This window comes from Streptomyces sp. NBC_01298 (assembly GCF_035978755.1).
Taxonomy (GTDB): domain Bacteria; phylum Actinomycetota; class Actinomycetes; order Streptomycetales; family Streptomycetaceae; genus Streptomyces.
This window is the reverse complement of sequence record NZ_CP108414.1, coordinates 8,727,701-8,744,754: the sequence shown is the minus strand read 5'-3', so window position 1 is coordinate 8,744,754 and position 17,054 is coordinate 8,727,701. Positions and strand designations below refer to the sequence as shown.

14 protein-coding genes and 1 pseudogene are annotated in these 17,054 nt (G+C 73.8%); 8 read left to right on the top strand and 7 right to left on the bottom strand.

Annotation, left to right across the window (positions count from 1 at the left end; genetic code table 11):
- Nucleotides 1–90 precede the first annotated feature (90 nt).
- The 3 genes from OG730_RS39915 to OG730_RS39905 all read left to right on the top strand — a co-directional run bounded on the left by OG730_RS39915 (nt 91) and on the right by OG730_RS39905 (nt 5,493).
- Nucleotides 91–1,284 (top strand): PucR family transcriptional regulator, encoded by a 1,194-nt coding sequence (locus OG730_RS39915; RefSeq protein WP_327308889.1) that lies wholly within the window; start codon nt 91–93, stop codon nt 1,282–1,284.
- Nucleotides 1,285–1,765: 481 nt separating this feature from the next.
- On the top strand, nt 1,766–2,623 hold the full coding sequence (gene bdeA, locus OG730_RS39910) for a bis(hydroxyethyl) terephthalate hydrolase (protein WP_327309604.1): 858 nt from the start codon (nt 1,766–1,768) through the stop codon (nt 2,621–2,623).
- Nucleotides 2,624–2,718: 95 nt separating this feature from the next.
- Nucleotides 2,719–5,493 (top strand): helix-turn-helix transcriptional regulator, encoded by a 2,775-nt coding sequence (locus tag OG730_RS39905; RefSeq protein ID WP_327308888.1) that lies wholly within the window; start codon nt 2,719–2,721, stop codon nt 5,491–5,493.
- A gap of 98 nt (nt 5,494–5,591) precedes the next feature.
- Here the strand turns inward: OG730_RS39905 and OG730_RS39900 are convergent, their stop codons facing one another.
- The gene (locus tag OG730_RS39900; RefSeq protein WP_327308887.1) at nt 5,592–5,996 is read right to left on the bottom strand and encodes an aggregation-promoting factor C-terminal-like domain-containing protein; all 405 of its coding nucleotides are present in this window, start codon (nt 5,994–5,996) and stop codon (nt 5,592–5,594) included.
- Between the two features lie 508 nt (nt 5,997–6,504).
- On the opposite strand from OG730_RS39900, the gene bla reads away from it, so the two are divergent.
- Nucleotides 6,505–7,431 (top strand): class A beta-lactamase, encoded by a 927-nt coding sequence (gene bla / locus OG730_RS39895; protein ID WP_327308886.1) that lies wholly within the window; start codon nt 6,505–6,507, stop codon nt 7,429–7,431.
- Between the two features lie 39 nt (nt 7,432–7,470).
- On the opposite strand, the gene OG730_RS39890 is transcribed toward bla, so the two are convergent.
- Entirely contained in the window at nt 7,471–8,376 is a 906-nt protein-coding gene (locus OG730_RS39890) for a D-hexose-6-phosphate mutarotase (RefSeq protein WP_327308885.1), read from the bottom strand.
- A gap of 395 nt (nt 8,377–8,771) precedes the next feature.
- Here OG730_RS39890 and OG730_RS39885 point away from each other — a divergent pair, with 395 nt between their 5' ends.
- Both OG730_RS39885 and OG730_RS39880 read left to right on the top strand, forming a co-directional pair.
- Nucleotides 8,772–9,701 carry a DUF7916 family protein gene (locus OG730_RS39885; RefSeq protein WP_327308884.1) on the top strand — a complete coding sequence of 310 codons (930 nt, stop codon included), beginning with the start codon at nt 8,772–8,774 and terminating at the stop codon, nt 9,699–9,701.
- 53 nt (nt 9,702–9,754) lie between these two features.
- The gene (locus tag OG730_RS39880; protein ID WP_327308883.1) at nt 9,755–10,441 is read left to right on the top strand and encodes a DUF4230 domain-containing protein; all 687 of its coding nucleotides are present in this window, start codon (nt 9,755–9,757) and stop codon (nt 10,439–10,441) included.
- Between the two features lie 19 nt (nt 10,442–10,460).
- Here OG730_RS39880 and OG730_RS39875 read toward each other — a convergent pair whose 3' ends face one another.
- Entirely contained in the window at nt 10,461–11,198 is a 738-nt protein-coding gene (locus tag OG730_RS39875; RefSeq protein WP_327309603.1) for an SAM-dependent methyltransferase, read from the bottom strand.
- Nucleotides 11,199–11,402: 204 nt separating this feature from the next.
- On the opposite strand from OG730_RS39875, the gene OG730_RS39870 reads away from it, so the two are divergent.
- The gene (locus tag OG730_RS39870; protein ID WP_327308882.1) at nt 11,403–12,764 is read left to right on the top strand and encodes a hydroxymethylglutaryl-CoA lyase-like TIM-barrel protein; all 1,362 of its coding nucleotides are present in this window, start codon (nt 11,403–11,405) and stop codon (nt 12,762–12,764) included.
- 31 nt (nt 12,765–12,795) lie between these two features.
- Here OG730_RS39870 and OG730_RS39865 read toward each other — a convergent pair.
- The 3 genes and pseudogenes from OG730_RS39865 to OG730_RS39855 form a co-directional block, all read right to left on the bottom strand.
- A pseudogene (locus tag OG730_RS39865) lies at nt 12,796–13,859 on the bottom strand (WD40/YVTN/BNR-like repeat-containing protein).
- 174 nt (nt 13,860–14,033) lie between these two features.
- Nucleotides 14,034–14,735 carry a beta-glucanase gene (locus OG730_RS39860; protein ID WP_327308881.1) on the bottom strand — a complete coding sequence of 234 codons (702 nt, stop codon included), beginning with the start codon at nt 14,733–14,735 and terminating at the stop codon, nt 14,034–14,036.
- A 196-nt stretch (nt 14,736–14,931) separates the two neighbouring features.
- Nucleotides 14,932–15,345 (bottom strand): cytidine deaminase family protein, encoded by a 414-nt coding sequence (locus tag OG730_RS39855; protein ID WP_327308880.1) that lies wholly within the window; start codon nt 15,343–15,345, stop codon nt 14,932–14,934.
- A 153-nt stretch (nt 15,346–15,498) separates the two neighbouring features.
- Between OG730_RS39855 and OG730_RS39850 the strand changes: the two genes are divergently transcribed.
- Nucleotides 15,499–16,185, top strand: a complete 687-nt coding sequence (locus tag OG730_RS39850; protein WP_327308879.1) for a GNAT family N-acetyltransferase — start codon at nt 15,499–15,501, stop codon at nt 16,183–16,185.
- Nucleotides 16,186–16,212: 27 nt separating this feature from the next.
- Here OG730_RS39850 and OG730_RS39845 read toward each other — a convergent pair whose 3' ends face one another.
- Nucleotides 16,213–17,019 carry an N-formylglutamate amidohydrolase gene (locus OG730_RS39845; RefSeq protein ID WP_327308878.1) on the bottom strand — a complete coding sequence of 269 codons (807 nt, stop codon included), beginning with the start codon at nt 17,017–17,019 and terminating at the stop codon, nt 16,213–16,215.
- Between the last annotated feature and the right edge of the window lie 35 nt (nt 17,020–17,054).

Genomic DNA, 17,054 nt, shown 5'->3' with positions numbered 1-17,054 from the left:
CAGCCCGGACAGGAGCGTGTTGTGCACGCGCACAGACCTGTCGCGCGCGCCCCTTACGGCGGCGGAGGCGGGGTGACATCCTCAGCGGCCATGGGTGGACGTGGACGCAGAACGCGCACGGAACAGGAGTGGTCGGTCCTGGTGTCGGCGGCGGACGTACTGATCGCCGACATCCCCGGACTCACCGACCAGCTCATCAGGGACCTGGCGAAGCACTCGCCGCTGTTCGACCTGGCCGTGCCGCGGGACGAACACTGGCAACAGGTCAGCGAGGCGATGCACTACGGGATCGAGGCCTTCGCCGCATCCCGGTCCGTCCCGCGCAAGGACCTCGCGTACGCGGAGGAACTGGGCCGGCGCCGGGCCGAACAGGGGCTCCCGCTGGACCTGTTGCTCTACGCGTACCGCAGGGCGGGCCGGCTCACCTGGGACGCGCTGCTGGACATCGTCACCGAGAAGGAGCCTGAGGCGCTGCCCGTCCTGGCCCGGGCGGCCGGGGCGATGTGGGCGGGGATCGAACAGCAGGCGGCGGCGACCGCGGAGGCGTACCGCACCGCGGAGGTGGAGATGCGCCGGCGCAGCGACGAGCGGGCCCAGGCCCTGCTGGACGCCCTGCTGGAGGGGGACACAGCGCCGGCCCTGGCGGCCCAGGTGGCGCTGGCCCTGGACCTGCCGGAGCAGGGGCGGTACGCGGTGGTGGTGCTCCCGGCCGACCGGGCCGACGCGGTGCACCGGGTGGTGGCGGCGGGCGGGATGCGGCTGTTCTGGCGGATGCGCACGGAGCGGGAGCTGGCCGTGGTGGCGCTGGGCGACTCCTCCCCGGCCGATCTCGCGGCGGAACTCGCGGACCGCTGCCCGGGGCCGGGCGGCATCAGCCCGGTGGTGGACGGGCTGGCCGAACTGGGCCGGGCCCGGCGGCTGGCGGAGACCGCGCTGCGGACCTGCGGTCCGGACGAACGGGTCCTGGTGCGGCTGGCCGACCGGCTGCCCACGGCCCTGGTGGTGCGCCAGCCCGAGCTGTCGGCGGAGCTGGTCCAGGCGGTGCTCGGGCCCCTGCTGGACCTGGACCCGGCGGACCGGGCGATGCTCCTGGAGACCCTCGACGCCTGGCTGTCGGCGGAGGGTTCGGCGGGCCGCGCGGCGAGCCGGCTGTACTGCCACCGCAACACGGTCTTCAACCGGCTGCGCCGGCTGGAACACCTGACGTCGAAGTCGCTCTCCCGGCCCCGGGACCTGATCGCGCTGACCCTGGCGCGGGACGCGTACCGGCTGTCGGGCGGCTGAGCGGGCGGGCCGGCCCGGCGGCGTGACCGGGCATCGGGCGGCGGACGGTGCGCCCGACGGCGTGACCGGTACGTCGAGCGGCGGACGGTCTGCCCGAAGGCGTGACCGGTACGTCGAGCGGCGGACGGTCGGCCCGAGGGCGTGACCAGTACGTCCTGCGGCGCCCCGGTAAGTCCACCGACGAGACCGGTGGTTCCGCCGTCGAGACCGGTGATTACACCGATGTGCGGGCGCGGAGTGCGCCGTGACAGTGGTCCGGCCAGCGACAGCGGCGGGAACCACCGTCAGGCGGCACGGACCTCGGCACGCAGCCGGGGGCGAGCCACCGCCGGGACGGCTCCGCCACGACCGAGAGGACGACTCCGTCGTGCAGCAGCAACACTCCGAGAACGCCCACCAGGCCCACTCCGACCACGGCGCCGCCGGTACGAGGGGGCGCTCCGTCGACCCCGCCGGCGGCGGGACGCGGCTCCGTTCGCTCGTGTCCGCGCTGGCGGCGCTCGTGACGATCGGCGCGATCGCCACGTTCACCGCGTCCGGGGCGCAGGCCGCGGCCAACCCGTACGAGCGGGGCCCGGCCCCGACCAACTCGAGCATCGAGGCCCTCCGCGGCTCCTACGCGGTGTCGCAGACCAACGTCTCCTCCCTGGGGGTCACCGGCTTCGGCGGCGGCACCATCTACTACCCGACGTCCACCGCGGACGGGACCTTCGGCGCCGTGGTGATCTCACCCGGCTTCACCGCCTACCAGTCGTCCATCGCCTGGCTCGGCCCGCGACTGGCCTCCCAGGGCTTCATCGTCATGACCATCGACACGCTCACCACCCTCGACCAGCCCGACAGCAGGGGACGTCAACTGCTCTCCGCCCTGGACTACCTGACGGAGCGCAGCACCGTCCGCACGAGGATCGACAGCAGCCGGCTCGGTGTGATGGGCCACTCCATGGGTGGCGGCGGCACGCTGGAGGCCGCCAAGAGCCGGCCTTCGCTGCAGGCGGCGATCGCGCTCACCGGCTGGAACACCGACAAGTCCTGGCCCGAGATCAAGACCCCGACCCTGATCGTGGGGGCCGATGGCGACACGGTCGCACCGGTCGCCACGCACTCCGAGCCCTTCTACACGAGCCTGCCCAGCTCGCTCGACAAGGCGTACCTGGAACTCAACAACGCCACGCACTTCACCCCGAACAGCGCGGACACCACGATCGCGAAGTACAGCATTTCGTGGCTGAAGCGGTTCATCGACAACGACAACCGCTTCGAGCAGTTCCTCTGCCCAGTGCCGAGCCCGAGCCTGACCATCGAGGAGTACCGGGGCAACTGCCCCCACACCTCCTGAACCGACCCCGAAAGGTGGGAGGTCGTTCCGCTTCGGCCTCCCACCTGCTGCGTACGGCCTTCCGCCATTGTTTACACCGCAGTAACCTCAGCGGCGTGACCGGACACACGACTGTGGCAAGTCCTTGCCGGATCTACGGCCGGACGACCGAACTGGCAGCTGTGGCAGCCCTGTCGGATCAGCTCCGGCCCCGACACGGCGGGGCACTGCTGCTCGCGGCGGAGCCCGGCCTGGGCCGCAGCGCTCTTCTCGCCTGGGCCGCCCACGCGTTCACCCTCGGGCCGGTCCTACGCCCCCGACGCCTCCCCGGCGAGCCACGCCCCTACGACGGCATGCACGCACTGCTGTGCGCGGCGGCCGAGAGCAGGGGCGCGGCGCCGCCGCGGGCCGCGTTCGGAACGGTCCGGCCGGCCGTACTGCCCGAACTGCTCAGGCAGTACGTCCCCGAGGAAGATCCGCTGCTCGTCTGCGTGGACGACGTACACCTGTGGGACGCGCCCTCGCGGGCCGTCCTCGGCTCGGCCGCACGACGTCCCGACCCCGCCCGGCCGATCGGACTCCTGCTCTCGGTCGCGGAGCACCGGGCGGACGATCCCGAATTCGCGGGGCTGCCCGTGGTCCGCTTCGGCCCGCTCGACGACGGCGCGGCGGCGGCCCTGCTCCGCGACCTCACCGGTGGGGACCTGGACCCCTCCGTAGGCTCGGAGTTGCTGTCCGAGGCCGAAGGCAACCCGGCCGTCCTGACGGCCCTCGCCCAGCGCCTGACACCGGATCAGCTCGGCGGCCATCGGCCACTGCCCCGCCCACTCCTGGACGGCGGCGCCCTGTGGGCCACCTTCGGCGGCCGCCTCGCCCCGCTGCCGACCGCCACCCGACAGTTCCTGCTGCTGGCGGCGGCCGCGCACGAGCCCGACCCCGACGCGGCCGGGGCGGATGCCTCCCTGGTCCTGCGGGCCTCCCGCAAAGCCGGACTGGACCCGGCCGCGCCGGACCCCGCCGAGGCAGCGAGACTGGTGCACCACGACGGGGACCGCATCGCCTTCGCCGGCTCCCTGCTCCGCCGGACCGTCTACTCCGGCGCGCCGTCCTCGCGGCGGCGGGCCGCCCACGCGCTGCTCGCCTCGGTCATCGACGCCGACCGCTTTCGCCTGCGCCACCTCCTCCACCTCGCCCTGGCCGTGCAAGGACCCGACGCCGTCCTCGCAGCCCGCCTCGTCGAGGCGGCCGCTCCCGGCACGCCGACGTCCGGCATGGAACGCTCGGCCGCCCTGTCCAGGGCCGCCGAGCTCACCCCCCACGAGGACGCCCGTACCGCACGCCTGACCGCCGCGGCGGACTACGCCCGCCTGTCGGGACATCCCCGCAGGGCGCGCCGGCTGCTGGCGGCCACCCGGGAGGGCGCGTCCCCCGACGCGGTGCAGGGCCGCACGGAACTCGTGCGGGGGAGCATGGCCCTGCGGGACGGGCCGGTCGGCGACGCCTATCAGGCGCTGCTCATGGCCGCGGAGCGCCTCGACCCGTCCGACGCGGAGGCGGCCCTGGAGGCCAGGATGGAGGCGATGGACGCGGCGTGGGCCGCGGGCGACCCCGTGGCCTGCCTCGCCGCTCTCGCCGAGGCGCCGGCCCTCGCCGAGGCCCCGCTCCCCTCTCCCCCACAGGACCCGAGGCGCGACTACCGGGCGGGACTGCGTACGGCCCTCGACGGGCACCTGGCCGAGGCCGCGTCGCCCCTGCGTCGGGTCCTCGACCGCGCCCGGGACGACGACGACCCCGTACGCCTGATGCGGGCCGGGGTGGCCGCGCTGGTGCTCGGCGACATCCCGGCGGCGTGCCGGGCCAACGCGCGGGCCCTCGCCGTGTCCCGGTCCCGGGGACTGGCCTCCCTCACCCCGCGGATCCTCGAACACCTCGCGTACGCCGAACTGCGGGCCGGCCAGCACGCACGGGCCAGGAGCCACGCACAGGAGGGTCTGCGCGCCGCCCACCGGGCCGGGCAGCGCAACGTGGCCGCCGGCCAGCACGCGATCCTGGCCCTGGTCGCCTCGGTCGAGGGCGAAGCGGCGGCGGTCGCCGCGCACGCGGGCGCCGCGGTGGAGATCGCCCGCCCGCACGGACTGCTCCAGGCGGTCACGCTGGCCGAATGGGCCTCGGCGCGCGCGGACCTGTGCCGCGGCCGGCCCTTCGAGGCCGCCGCCCGGCTCGGCCCGCTGACCCGGCCGGGGCCCGGGCGCGGCCACTTCGCCGTCCGCATGCTCGCCCTGCCCTGCTTCGTCGAGGCGGCCGTCCTGTCCGGGGCTTCGGCGGAGGCGAGGGTGGCCGTCGAGGAGTTCGCCCTGTGGACCGCCCAGGGCGTCGACCCACAGGCACCGGCGCAGCTGGCCCGGTGCCGCGCACTGGTCGCCCCGCCGGACGACACCGCCGACGCCCTCTTCGCCCTGGCGCTGACCCGGCACGAGGCGGTGCACGGCGACTTCGAGCGGGCCCGTACCCAACTGCTGTACGGGAAGTGGCTGCGGCGCCGGCGCCGTCCGGCCGAGGCGAAGAACCGGCTGCGGGACGCACTGGTCGCCTTCGAGCACTGCGGGGCCCCCGCCTGGGCCGAGCAGACCCGCGGCGAACTGCGGGCGACCGGTGACGCACCGGCCCCGGTGCCCACGGGTGGGCTGGCCGTCCTGACCCCGCAGCAGCTGCGCATCGCGCGCCGCGTCGCCGAGGGCGCCACCAACCGCGAGGTGGCGCTGAGCCTCTCCGTCAGCCCGCGCACCGTGGACCATCACCTGCGCAACGTCTTCGCCCTGCTCGGAGTGCGCTCCCGGACCGAGCTCTCACGACTGGTGGACCGGGCGGAGCGGAGCGGAGCACAGCCCTGAGGACTCGGGCACGCAGGCACGCAGGCACGCAGGCACGCGAAAACGCTCGGCCGGGGTGTCCGGCCGAGCGTTTCGTGTCCCCGCGTTCCGCTGGTGGTTTAGTACCAGTGGTGGTTCTGCCAGAAGGTCCAGGCGCCGGCGGGGCTGCCGTAGCGGGAGTTCATGTAGTCCAGGCCCCACTTGATCTGGGTGGCCGGGTTGGTCTTCCAGTCCGAGCCCGCCGAGGCCATCTTCGAGGCCGGCAGGGCCTGGACCAGGCCGTAGGCGCCCGAGGAGGAGTTCGTGGCGGTGTGGTCCCAGCCGCTCTCACGGGAAACGATGTTGTTGAACGCCGCGAACTGAGCCGGGTCCTTGATCATCTGCTGGGCGATCGCCTTGGCACTCATCGGGGAGGCCTGCGCGGGAACCGCGGCCAGCATGGAACCGGCGACACCCAGGGCGAGGACGGTACCCGCGAGGGTCTTCTTCGAAGCGGCGATGCGGCGGATGACGACGTTGGACACGGACGGACCTTTCGACGGGGACAAGGACTGCCGCAGCGGACATGCCGGAGCATGCGTGAGCCACTCACGTGAAGGAGAGGGGATCGTCGGCGGGAGCGGGGATCCGGGGGATCTCCGTCCGCCCTGCGACTCATCCAGTTCTACGGGGGTCCGGGGCGGCTGGCAACGACCCCTCTTACTAGTGGTCCTCGCAGCCGGGGCGCAACGGCCCCCTGCGGGGCGGGTGGGCATCACCGCTGGTGAGGGCCCACGGGTGGGGGTGGCTAAGGGACGTTCAAGGACTACTATCCCGCCTCGTATGTGACCTAGGTCCTGTGGGGCGGGTCACCGCCACGAGGCCCGGATCTCACCCTCCGTGCCCGCTCGTACCCCTCTCGGCGGAAGGCGAGGACGCTTTTCGGCCCCCGGATCGAAGGCCACGTACCGCGCATCCGTTTGGAACCATCGCCACGGGACACGCGTGGGACAAGGTGGAGATCTTGGTCCGGAGAGGAAGAGGACGACGACCGTGAACAACACAGGGAAGAGCCCGTCCCGACGCACCCTGCTGGCCCTCGGAGCCGGAGCGGCGCTGGCGGCCTCGCTGCCGGCGGGCGGCGGCGCGTTCGCCGCGAGCGGCTCCGGCAGCGGCGCCGTGGCGCGCCGGCTGGCGGAGCTGGAGCGGGATCACTCCGCCCGCCTGGGCGTGTACGCCCGCGACACCGCCACCGGCCGCACCGTGGCCTACCGGGCACAGGAGCGCTTCCCGCTCTGCTCGGTCTTCAAGACCCTGGCCGTGGCCGCCGTACTGCGCGACCTCGACCGGGACGGGGAGTTCCTGGCCAAGCGCGTCCGCTACACCGCCCAGGAGACGACCGCGTCCGGGCACGCGCCGATCACGGGCCTGCCGGAGAACCTCGCCCGCGGGATGACGATCGGGGAGCTGAGCGATGCCACGATCCGCTTCAGCGACAACGCCGCCGCCAACCTCCTGCTGCGCGAGCTCGGCGGTCCCGCCGCCGTCACCCGCTTCGCCCGCTCCACCGGGGACACGAGCACCCGCCTGGACCGCTGGGAACCGGAGCTGAACAGCGCCGAGCCCGGGCGGGTCACCGACACCACCACCCCGTACGCCATCGGGCGGACCTACGAACGGCTCACCCTCGGGACCGCCCTCGGGGCGGCGGACCGGCGGCGGCTCACCGGCTGGCTGCTCGGCAACACCACGGGCGGCGAGCGGCTGCGGGCCGGGCTGCCGGGGGGCTGGACCGTGGCGGACAAGACGGGCGCGGGCTCCTACGGGACCAACAATGACGTGGCCATCGCCTGGCCCCCCGGCCGGGCACCCCTCGTCATCGCCGTCCTGACGACCAAGCCCGATCCCGGCGCCGCGCCCGACAACCCCCTCATCGCCCGGACCGCCGCGCTCCTCGCCGCCGCGCTGACCGGGAACTGACCCGGGCCCGAGGCGCTCCCGGAGCGGGATGCCCCGCTCTCAGTGCTCCGTCATCCGAAGCTCCACCGCCAGCCGGCCCGGCCGCCCCTCTCGCGCCACCAGCGGGCGGCCCACCCGGGCGGTCTCCGCGCACAGGAAGCGCAGGTGTTCCCGCGGCGCGACGTCGGCCATGCCCCGGGCGAGTTCCGCGCCCGGGTTCCAGACCACCACGTCGCTGTGGTCGTGGTGGGTGAGGGCGACGATCCTTCCCAGTACCTCGTCGCGCACCGTCGTGACGGGCGCCGGCGCGGTCTGGAACCGCTCGACGTGGTCCACGGGGGTCAGCGTGCCGTCCTCGTCCTCGTAGTGGCGCCGGGTGAGCCCGTCGGTGTGTTCGGGGCCGAGGCCCGCGAGGTGGGCCCGGCCGAGGTCGCCGATGCGTACGTAGGTGTGGAGCGCGGCGGTGGCGGTGTGGTCGCCGCGGTCCTCGATCTCGATGAGGCAGGTGTCGGTCAGGGTGTACCGCGCCACGAGGACGAACTCCTCGGGCCACACGGCGCGGGTCGCCGGCGAGGGACGCAGCGTGCATTCCACGACGACCCGGTCGGCGTCGTCCTCCCATGCCGTCAGCTCCCAGTCGCTGGTCCGCGCGAACCCGTGCGAGGGCGAGCCGGCGGGGCCGTTCGGGCCGAACCACGGCCAGCACAGCGGGACGCCGCCGCGCACGGCCGTTCCGCGCCGCCACAGGTCCGGGTCGGCGGACCACAGCACGCCCGGGTCGTCGGAACGGGCGGCGGCAGGTCGCCAGGTGACCAGTTGTCCGCCCTGGAGGCTCACGCACGCCTGTCCGGCGCGCGGGTGGTCCACGACGAGAACGGGGAAGTCCGCGTACCTGCGGCGGGTGAGGGCCGGGGAGAGCTGCTCCTCGACGGGCAGGGTCCGGAACTTCTCGAAGATCTGATCCATGCCCCGACCTTGCTCGACGGCGCAGACCGGGTCAAATCTTCCCGGTCGGGAGGGGCGTTCGGTTCGTGGTGCCCGCGGCCGTGAACCTTAATTGCCTCGCTCCTCCTCCACCGGCGCAGACCCGCCGCCCGGAACCGGCCCGCCTCCCCCGCGACCGGGCGGGCGGTCCCGACGGGCATCGCGCGGAATCGCCGCAGGCGAGTCCACAGGCGCGACACGGACAGACTCGGCACGCCCGGACTCCGCAGGCGGGCCGCTTGGCGCCGGGCGTCGTAGGGGCGGGGGTGGCGCAGGGGTCGTATGGACGGGAGGGGGCTGGGTCAGGGGCCAAGGGCCCTCTCGGGGGGACCATCGGCGGGGCGGGGACCGGGCTCGGCGTGGCTAGGGTCGTAGGCATGACCACTCAGCGCATCCTCGACCTCGACCGCGACGCTCTCTCCGCCCTGCGCGGCCGCGAGCTGACCCGGGCGGTGGCCGCCGCCGAGGGCCGGACCATGGTGGCCGAGGTCTTCGCCGAGCGCGCCGCGCTCTCCCCGCACCCGGACGGGCGCGGTGTGCACAACGCCGAGCTGGTGGCCGCCTTCGGCGCCGACATCGTCATCCTCAACCTCATCGAGCGGGCCTGGGACGGGGAGCGGCTCGTCATGCCCGGCCTCGGTACCTTCACCTCCTTCACCGATCTCGCCCGCCTGATCGGCCGCCCCGTGGGCGTGAACCTGGAGCCCGGCGACGTCCCGGAGATCCGCCGAGCCACCTCCGAGCACGCCCGGCGCCTCGTCGACATGGGCGCCGCGCTGCTGTGCATCACCGCCAACCCCGGTACGGGCGGCACCTACGGCGGCATGGCCCGGGTCACCGAGGAACTGCGCAAGGGTCTCGGTGACGAGGCGGCCCTGTGGTCCGGCAAGATGCACCACGCGGGCTGCCCCGAACGCGTCACCCCCGCGCGGCTGACCGCCCTCGTGGACGCCGGGGCGGACGGCGTCGTCGCTCCGCTGCCGGGCACCCTGCCCGGCATGACCCGCGAGCTGGCCGCGACGGCCGTCGCCGCGGTCCAGGACGCGGGCGCGATCGTCATGGGCGCCATCGGCACCAGCCAGGAGGGCTCCCACGCGAACGTGGTGCCGCAGCTCGCCCTCAACGCCAAGGAAGCCGGCTTCGACGCCCACCACTTCGGCGACTCCTACCTTCCCGGCATGTGCGACCCCGAGGTCATGTACGCCTACTCGGTGGCCATCCGCGGCCGCCGCCACACCTGGAACCGCATGTCCTTCGCCCCCGGCCGCGCGGCCCACGCCGAAGCCGCGGCGGGCGGCGCCTGGTAACCCTGACGCCGGATCCGGGGAGTGGGGCCGCGCGGGGCGGGCATCCGCAAGGCATGGACAACTCAGCGCACGACGCGGAGCGCCAACCCGCACCGCGAAGAGAGCCGCGGCGGCTGCCGTGGTGGGGACGGGCCGTCGGTGGGCTGGTGGTACTGGGGGTGGTCCTGCTGCTCGCCGGCCGGTTCAGTCTGCTGCCCGGCTTCGGCGATCTGTTCCGCCAGGACACCGTGGACCGTTCGGGTCCGGTCCTGCTCAAGTCCATTCAGGACATGCACCGTTACGAAGGCGCCGCCGGGAACTTCCAGGTCGTGGTGGACCTGGAGAAGGACGCCGCCTTCCTGCCGGACTCCGTCCGGGGAACCCGGACCCTCTACGTCGGGGCCGGTTCCGTGAGCGGCTACGTGGATCTGGGCGGGCTCGGCGAGCAGGCCGTCACCGTCGACGAGGAGCGCACCAAGGTTTCGCTCCGGCTGCCCCACGCCGTCCTCGGGACGGCCGCGCTGGACCTGGACCGCTCGTACGCCGTGTCCAAGCAGCGGGGGCTGCTCGACCGGCTGGGCGACCTGTTCACCGACAATCCGGCCGGTGAACAGGCCGTACAGCGCTTGGCCGTTCAGCACATCACGGACGCCGCCCGCGACAGCGGCCTCGCGGAGCGCACGGAGAAGAACACCACCACGATGCTGGAGGGCCTGCTCCGGTCCCTGGGCTTCCGGGAGGTCACGGTCGCCTACGTGTGACGCCGCCGGGCGGGACCCTTCAGCCCGAAGTCCGGCGCAGGACCAGGGAGACGAAGCCCCAGGTGTCCCGGTAGGTGCGCAGCCATTCGGTGCGGCGGGCGGTGGCCGTGGCCAGCACCTGCTCGCTGTCCGGATCGGCGGGGCGGTCCAGGGCCCAGGAGGCGAGTGACCCCCAGCAGGCCCATTCGTAGTCGTCCAGTTCGCGGCGCGTGCTGACGTGCCCGTGGACGGGGGTCCACCCGTCGGTGACGACCTGGTCCACGGTGGTCGCCAGATCGGCCTGCTCCCCGAAGAGTTCGACGGCTTCCGGGGACGGGGAGCGATCCCAGAATCCCTCGCCGATCAGGACCCGGCCGCCGGGGGCCAGGTGCTTGCCCGCGCCGGCGAGGGTGGGCAGCAGACCACCGAAGGCATGCGTGGACCCGACGTTGAGCACCAGGTCGAACGGCCGCGCGGAGACGAAGTCCGCGGCCTCCTGGTGGTGCAGGACCAGCCGGTCCCGGACGCCGAGGCGGACCGCCGCCTCGTGGGCCTGCGCCAGGGCGTCCTCGGAGACGTCGACCCCCTCGGCGTGCAGCTCCGGGTGGGTGGTCAGGGCGCGCAGCAGCCATTCCGCGGTGCCGCATCCGAGATCGAGCACGCGCTCGTCGCCGCGCGGCAGGCCCCGTTCCAGCAGGCGGCGTACCGAGTCGTCGTCGAGCGGCGATTTTATCGGGTGGTCGGCATGGGCGATCCTGGAGATCTGTTCACGGTTCACCGGGGCACCCTGCCAGCCCGCGGGGGCCGTGCGCATCTCGATTTCGATCACGGATCCGAACATTCGTGTACGGCACATCCGCGGATGCCGTGCACCGTACGATCTCTCCCAGTGGATCTCCACAGCCGCGCGCGGACGCTCAAGTACCGCGTTGAAAAGGGGGCTTGGGCGTTGTCGGACGTGGGTGCGGGCGGGGGTGCGGGCGTGACTGCGGGTGCGCGTGCGGGTGGGAGCGGCGTGGACGTGGTGCGGGAGTCGGCCGGTGCCGGACGGGTCGTGCTCTTCGAGGAGTCGGCGCGGGACGGCGCGCAGGCGAAGACCTTGATGAGTGCCGGTTTCCGTGTGCGGCTCGCCCGCGCACAGGGGGCGGTGTTCGGGTCCGACGGCCCCCGGCACGTGGTCTTCGCCGCGGGATTCCCCTCCGTGTGCGGTCAGGAATTCGAGGCGACCCGACAAGTCGCCCTGGAGGCGCAGGAATCGGTGAGCCCGTCCGCGATCTGCCGGGGCACGGTGGAGGACGTGCGGCTGGCGCTGAGCGCGGTACGCGGTGCGGCGCACGGGCGGGTCATGGTGATCGTGGCCGCCTCGGAGGCCACGGCCCGCGCCCTGGTGCACAGTGACGCCCGCACGGCCCTGGACCGGGGCCTGGACGTGGTCAAGGAGGCCGTGGACCGCGCCGGCGACACGGCGGTGGACGTGTGCCTGGTGGACGCGCCGCGCGCGGACCACGCCCTGGTGGCCGAGTTCGCCGGCCGGATGACGGCGCAGGGGGCGGCCACGATCGTGCTGGCGGACACCGTCGGCGACCTGCTGCCCGGCCAGACCCGGGACCTGTTCCGGCGGGTGGCCGCCGGTGCCGGTCCGGACACGGTCCTGGTCTCGCACCTCCACAACGACCTCGGCCTGGGCCTCGCCAACACCCTGGCCGCCCTCGAGAGCGGGGCGCGGGTCGCCGCCTGTTCCTGGCTGGGCATGGCTGAGCGCAGCGGCATGGTCGCCACCGAACAACTGCTCTTCCTGCTCGCGCACGACCGGGCCAAGGCCTCGTACGTCCTGGGGCCGGACTGCGAGCCGTGGTGGAGCGCGCCGGATCTGACGCGGCTGCCCGGCATCGCCCGGATGGTGGCCGCGGAGACCGGGGTACCGCTCACGGTCACCACTCCGATCGTCGGCACCGGCGTCGCCACGATCTCCACCGGGACCCCCTTCACGCACCCGGGCACCTTCCAGCCCTACGACCCCGAGCGCCATCTGGGCCTCGCGCCGACCGTGGTGCTGACCCACCTCGCCAGTCGGCGCGTCCTGCGCACGGTCGCCGGACGCCGGACCGGGCAGCCACCGGCGGACACCGCGGCCCGGGCGACGGCCATGTTCGGGCCCGGCATCCCGGTCGTCGACGCCGACGCGCTACGCCGCCCCGGCACCTCCCACGCGGCCACCACCATGCTCCGCATCGGCGCCGGCGGGGACCTCGCGCACGTCCGGGGCGGAGCCCAGGACCGGGCGCACGGCCCCGACCCCGAGGCCTACCTGACGCACCTTCGCGCGGCGCACGGCGGCGGGTGACGCAGGGCCGCGGGTGACGCAGGGCGGCGAGTCAGCCCCTGCGCGTCCCTTCCAGACGGCCGACGCGCCCCTTCTCCCCCGCCGCCCAGCAGCCGCCGTCGGCCGTGCAGGCGACCGTGTCGAAGGAACCCGGGTCGAGCGTGCGCCAGGTGCGTCCGCCGTCCCGGGTCACGTCCGTGCCCGTCGGGCCCACCGCCAGGGCCGTGCCGGCGCCGTACGGGAGCCAGGCCGCGCCCGAACGGTAGGCGGGCGGCGGGGTCGACGCCGGGCTCCAGGTGCGGCCCGCGTCCGAGGACACCGCCGCGGCCTGCGGGGAGGCCTGCCCGGTGCGGTGTCGCCGCCGACCGCCAGACCCCTCGTACGGTTCTTGAAGGCCAGGGCGAAGACCCCGCGCGCCGGGTCGCCCGCGGGGAGGGTGGACTCGGCTGCCCGCCAGGTCAGCCCGCGGTCCGCGGAGTGCAGCACCCGCGCGACCGGGCCCCCGCCGGTGGCCAGCCAGACGTCGCGCGGCCCGGCGGACACCAGGCACTGGCCGCTCGCCGCGAAGCCCGCCTCGCCCGGCAGCGCGTCCGGCATTCCGGCATCGGGCAGGACCCGCCAGCTCCGGCCGCCGTCCTCGGTGGACAGGACGCGGAACCTGCCGTCCACCGGGTCGCTCATCGCGAGCCCGTGGCGGGAGTCGAAGAAGGTGAGGCAATCGTAGAAGGCCCGCGGGTCGGGATTGCGGAAGGTCTCCGTCCACGTGGCGCCGCCGTCCTCGGTGCGCAGCACCCTGGAGGCCTCGCCCTCGCCGATGGACAGGGCCACGGCGCGCCGCCCGTCGAAGGCCTCGATGTCCCGCAGTTCCAGTCCCTCGGCGACGGCCCCGGGCGGTGACACGTCGCGCCAGCTGCGGCCTCCGTCGGAGGTGCGCAGCACGGTCCCCTTCGAGCCGGCCACCCAGGCCGTGGACCGGCTCACGGCGGCCAGTCCCCTGAACCGGGCGTCCTTGCCGGTCTCCTTCAGCGCCCAGCGCGCACCGCGCAGGTCCCGTGACCCGTCCGCGGCCTGCGCCGGGGCGGCCACCACCCCCAGCAGCAGCCCCGCGGCGCACATGCCAACTCCCAGAAGTCTCATGGCGCCGGAAGCTAACGCACCCCGGATTCACCGTCCAGGGCGCCTCCCGGCCACCGGCCGCCGCCGCATCGGATGGGGATCCCCCATCGCCCGTACTCCCGTACTCCCGTACTCCCGTACTCCCGCCCTGCCGGAGTCCGGCGCCTCCTCGCCTCAGAGGAGCAACCCTCGGCGCGTGCGGTACACCCGTAGCCCGGAGACCTCGTAGGACAGTTCCGCGACCCCGGGCTCCGGCGCGGGGTGGTACCGGCCCGCGCAGACGGAGAGGTTGACGATCAGGTGGGCGGACCAGCTCCGCCCCACTCCCCTGCCGTCGCTGAAGACCCGGTCGCCGTTGACCCACCAGATGACCGAGCTCCTCCCGAACTCGACCTTCAGATCGATCCATGCTCCGGGCCGGACCGCCGGGTCACGGTGATAACGGTGCGCCTCCCGGACGTGGTTGGAGAGTTCGAGGAGGTCCGGGTTGTCGGGGTGGTACTCGAAGACGTCGATCTCCTGGCCTCCGTCGCGCCAGGTCCAGATGGCCGGCCAGGCACCGAGCCCCTCCGGCAGCCGCACCCGGGCCTCCAGTACGTCTCCGGTGCGCACTTCGAAGCCCTCGTCGCTGCCCTCGGTGGTGAGCAGCCCGCTGTCCCAGTTCCCGTCGGGACGCGGTGTCGCCCGGAAGGTCCCGGTGCGGCTGTAGGCGGGGTCTTCGGTGAGGTGGTCCAGCTTGTTGTCGCCGGGGTTGACCGGGCCGCCGTCGGGATACGCCCACGAGCGGCCGGCGATCCACTGGGCGGGAGAGGCGAAGTCGGCGGTGAAGACGGGGGTGCGGCGCGGGCGTGGCAGGTTCCGCAGCCGTTCGATCATGTCCGAGAGCATGGCGGATATCTGCCCGCCAGGGGGCCCCGCACACCCGGATCGTCACTTTTGGTAACGCGGGAGACACTCAGAGTCCCCACGAGCCGGCGAGCCCTTCGAAGCACCGGAGGAGACCGCCGCCGCGCTCCGCGCGTTCCTCGCGTAGCGGACGGCCGGGAGCAGTGCGGCGCGGCGCGGCGGGGCCCTACTCGGCTTCGAGCTGGTGGTCGGCCCAGACGTAGGTCTCGGGCAGCAACTCGGCGATGAGGGCGGTGCGGACCCGGTCGCCCTTGCCCACGATCACCTTCAGGGTGGGGAAGTAGTCGAGGAGGACTTGCCGGCACCGGCCGCACGGGGGGACGACCCCCCGGTCGCGGTCGCCCACAGCGACGATCGCGTCCAGCTCGTAGGCGCCCTGGGCGGCCGCCGCGCCGATGACGACCAGCTCCGCGCAGGGGCCTCCGGTGAAGTGGTAGGCGTTCACCGCGGTGATGATCCGGCCGTCCCGGGCACGGGCCGCGGCCGCCATGGTGTGGTTGTCGCCCCGGCACCGGGTGCGCGCGAGGTCGGCCGCGGCCCGGACGAGTTCGTGGTCGACGGGGCGGACGTCCGCGGTCATCTTCTCCGCCTTCGCTTCGTACGGTGTCGGGCCACGTTCACCCGCGCCGCGATGGCGCGCAAGCCGATATCTGCGCCTCTGGCCAAGCCGCATCCTTGATATGTAAGGTTCACCTAACGCAATTACCTATTACCTACCAGGGGGCGCGCGGCGATGCCGGACACCAGGATCGATGAGCTCGTACGGATGTGGATCGACGGCTGGGTCGTCTCCCGCGGCAGCTCGGACCCGATCGTCGAGCCGTGGGGGTGGACGATCGACGTCGGGCAGTCCAAGCACGTGGCCCGGCACGTGCTGCCGGAGCCCTCCGAGGCCGATGTGCGCAAGATCGTCGCCGCGACGAGCGCGCCGGGGACCTGGCTGAAACTGTTCGCCGAGGAGGAGACGGTCCTGCCCTGGGTCGGACCGGGCTGGCGGAATGACGTACCCGGGTTCCTGATGACCTGTCGTCTCGCGGCGGAACGCCCGGAGGTGCCGGCCGGTTACACGCTCACCCGGTGGACCCGGGGCGGCGTCAGCCGCGTACTGGTCCGCACGCCCGAGGGGCACTTCGCCGCCCGTGGACAGATCGCCCACGCCGGCGCGCACGCCGTGGTCGACCAGGTCGAGACCGCCGCCGACCACCGCCGCAAGGGGCTCGGCGGCCTGGTGATGCGCGCGCTGCAGAGCACCGCGTACGAGACCGGCGCGAGGACCGGCGTCCTGGTCGGCACGCCCGATGGCCGGGCGCTCTACTCCGCGCTGGGCTGGACCACGCATTCCCCGATGACGAGCCTCTGGTACGAGCCGTCCGCGTCCGGTACCGGTGCCGGGGTCATCGCCGCGCCCGAGTCCCGGTAGCGGCCGTCGCGGGTGGCCCCCGGTCCCCTACGGGAGCAGGTCGTCCACGAGTTCCGTCAGGGCCGCCGCCAGTGCGGCGAGGCCGGGTCCGGCGGGACCGCCCGGCTCCGACATGTAGGTGTCCCGGCGGATCTCCACCATCAGCGCGCCGACCCGGTCGTCCTTGCCGTAGTGCTTCAGCGGGACGTACGTACCGCTGAAGGGGCTGTCGAGCCCCGTGCCTCCGAAGCCGGCGAACACCTTCCCGGCGGCGGCCAGGAGGGTGGCCGGGGTGTGGAAGGCGTCCGTGCCCAGGCAGATCGGCGGCCGGTGGCCGTCACCGTGGAGTTCGTACGGGAGGGGCGCCGTCGGGTACGAGTGCACGTCGATGATCACGGCTCGCCCGGCGGCCTCCAGCCGGTCCTCCACCGCCCGCGTCATGGCGTCCGCGTACGGATGGAAGTAGCGGTCGAGCAGGGGCCGGACCTCGAAGCCCTCGGGGCGCAGCCGCTCCCGGTGGGTGGAGTGCGTGTACACCGCCCCCATGCCCACGGCCGTCATCTCCTCGCGCTCGTCGGGGAACCGCTCGGGGTCGATGACCAGCCGGGACAGACCGTTCACGAACCGCCACGGGGTGACGGCGCAGGCGGCCGCGGCCACCGCGGCGATCTCGGCGGTGTGCGCGTCGGTGATGTGGTCGAGTTCCCGGTCGAGCGCCGGGTCGGACAGGTGGATCCCGCGGCGGACGGACTCCGGTATGACGCGCGAGGAGTGCGGCACGTGCAGGATCACCGGCGACGCGTCGGCGCCGGGGAGGATCTCGAAGGACTCCGGGGACTCGGGTCGGTGGTTCACGTGTCGTTCCTCGGTTGGCTTGGGGGTGGTCGACC

What these genes read in the sequence shown, in the direction of transcription:
- OG730_RS39915 (WP_327308889.1), top strand. Translation starts at nt 91, where the DNA reads ATGGGTGGACGTGGACGCAGAACGCGCACGGAACAGGAGTGGTCGGTC.
- OG730_RS39890 (WP_327308885.1), bottom strand. Translation starts at nt 8,376, where the DNA reads ATGGATCAGATCTTCGAGAAGTTCCGGACCCTGCCCGTCGAGGAGCAG.
- OG730_RS39885 (WP_327308884.1), top strand. Translation starts at nt 8,772, where the DNA reads ATGACCACTCAGCGCATCCTCGACCTCGACCGCGACGCTCTCTCCGCC.
- OG730_RS39880 (WP_327308883.1), top strand. Translation starts at nt 9,755, where the DNA reads ATGGACAACTCAGCGCACGACGCGGAGCGCCAACCCGCACCGCGAAGA.
- OG730_RS39860 (WP_327308881.1), bottom strand. Translation starts at nt 14,735, where the DNA reads ATGATCGAACGGCTGCGGAACCTGCCACGCCCGCGCCGCACCCCCGTC.
- OG730_RS39855 (WP_327308880.1), bottom strand. Translation starts at nt 15,345, where the DNA reads ATGACCGCGGACGTCCGCCCCGTCGACCACGAACTCGTCCGGGCCGCG.
- OG730_RS39850 (WP_327308879.1), top strand. Translation starts at nt 15,499, where the DNA reads ATGCCGGACACCAGGATCGATGAGCTCGTACGGATGTGGATCGACGGC.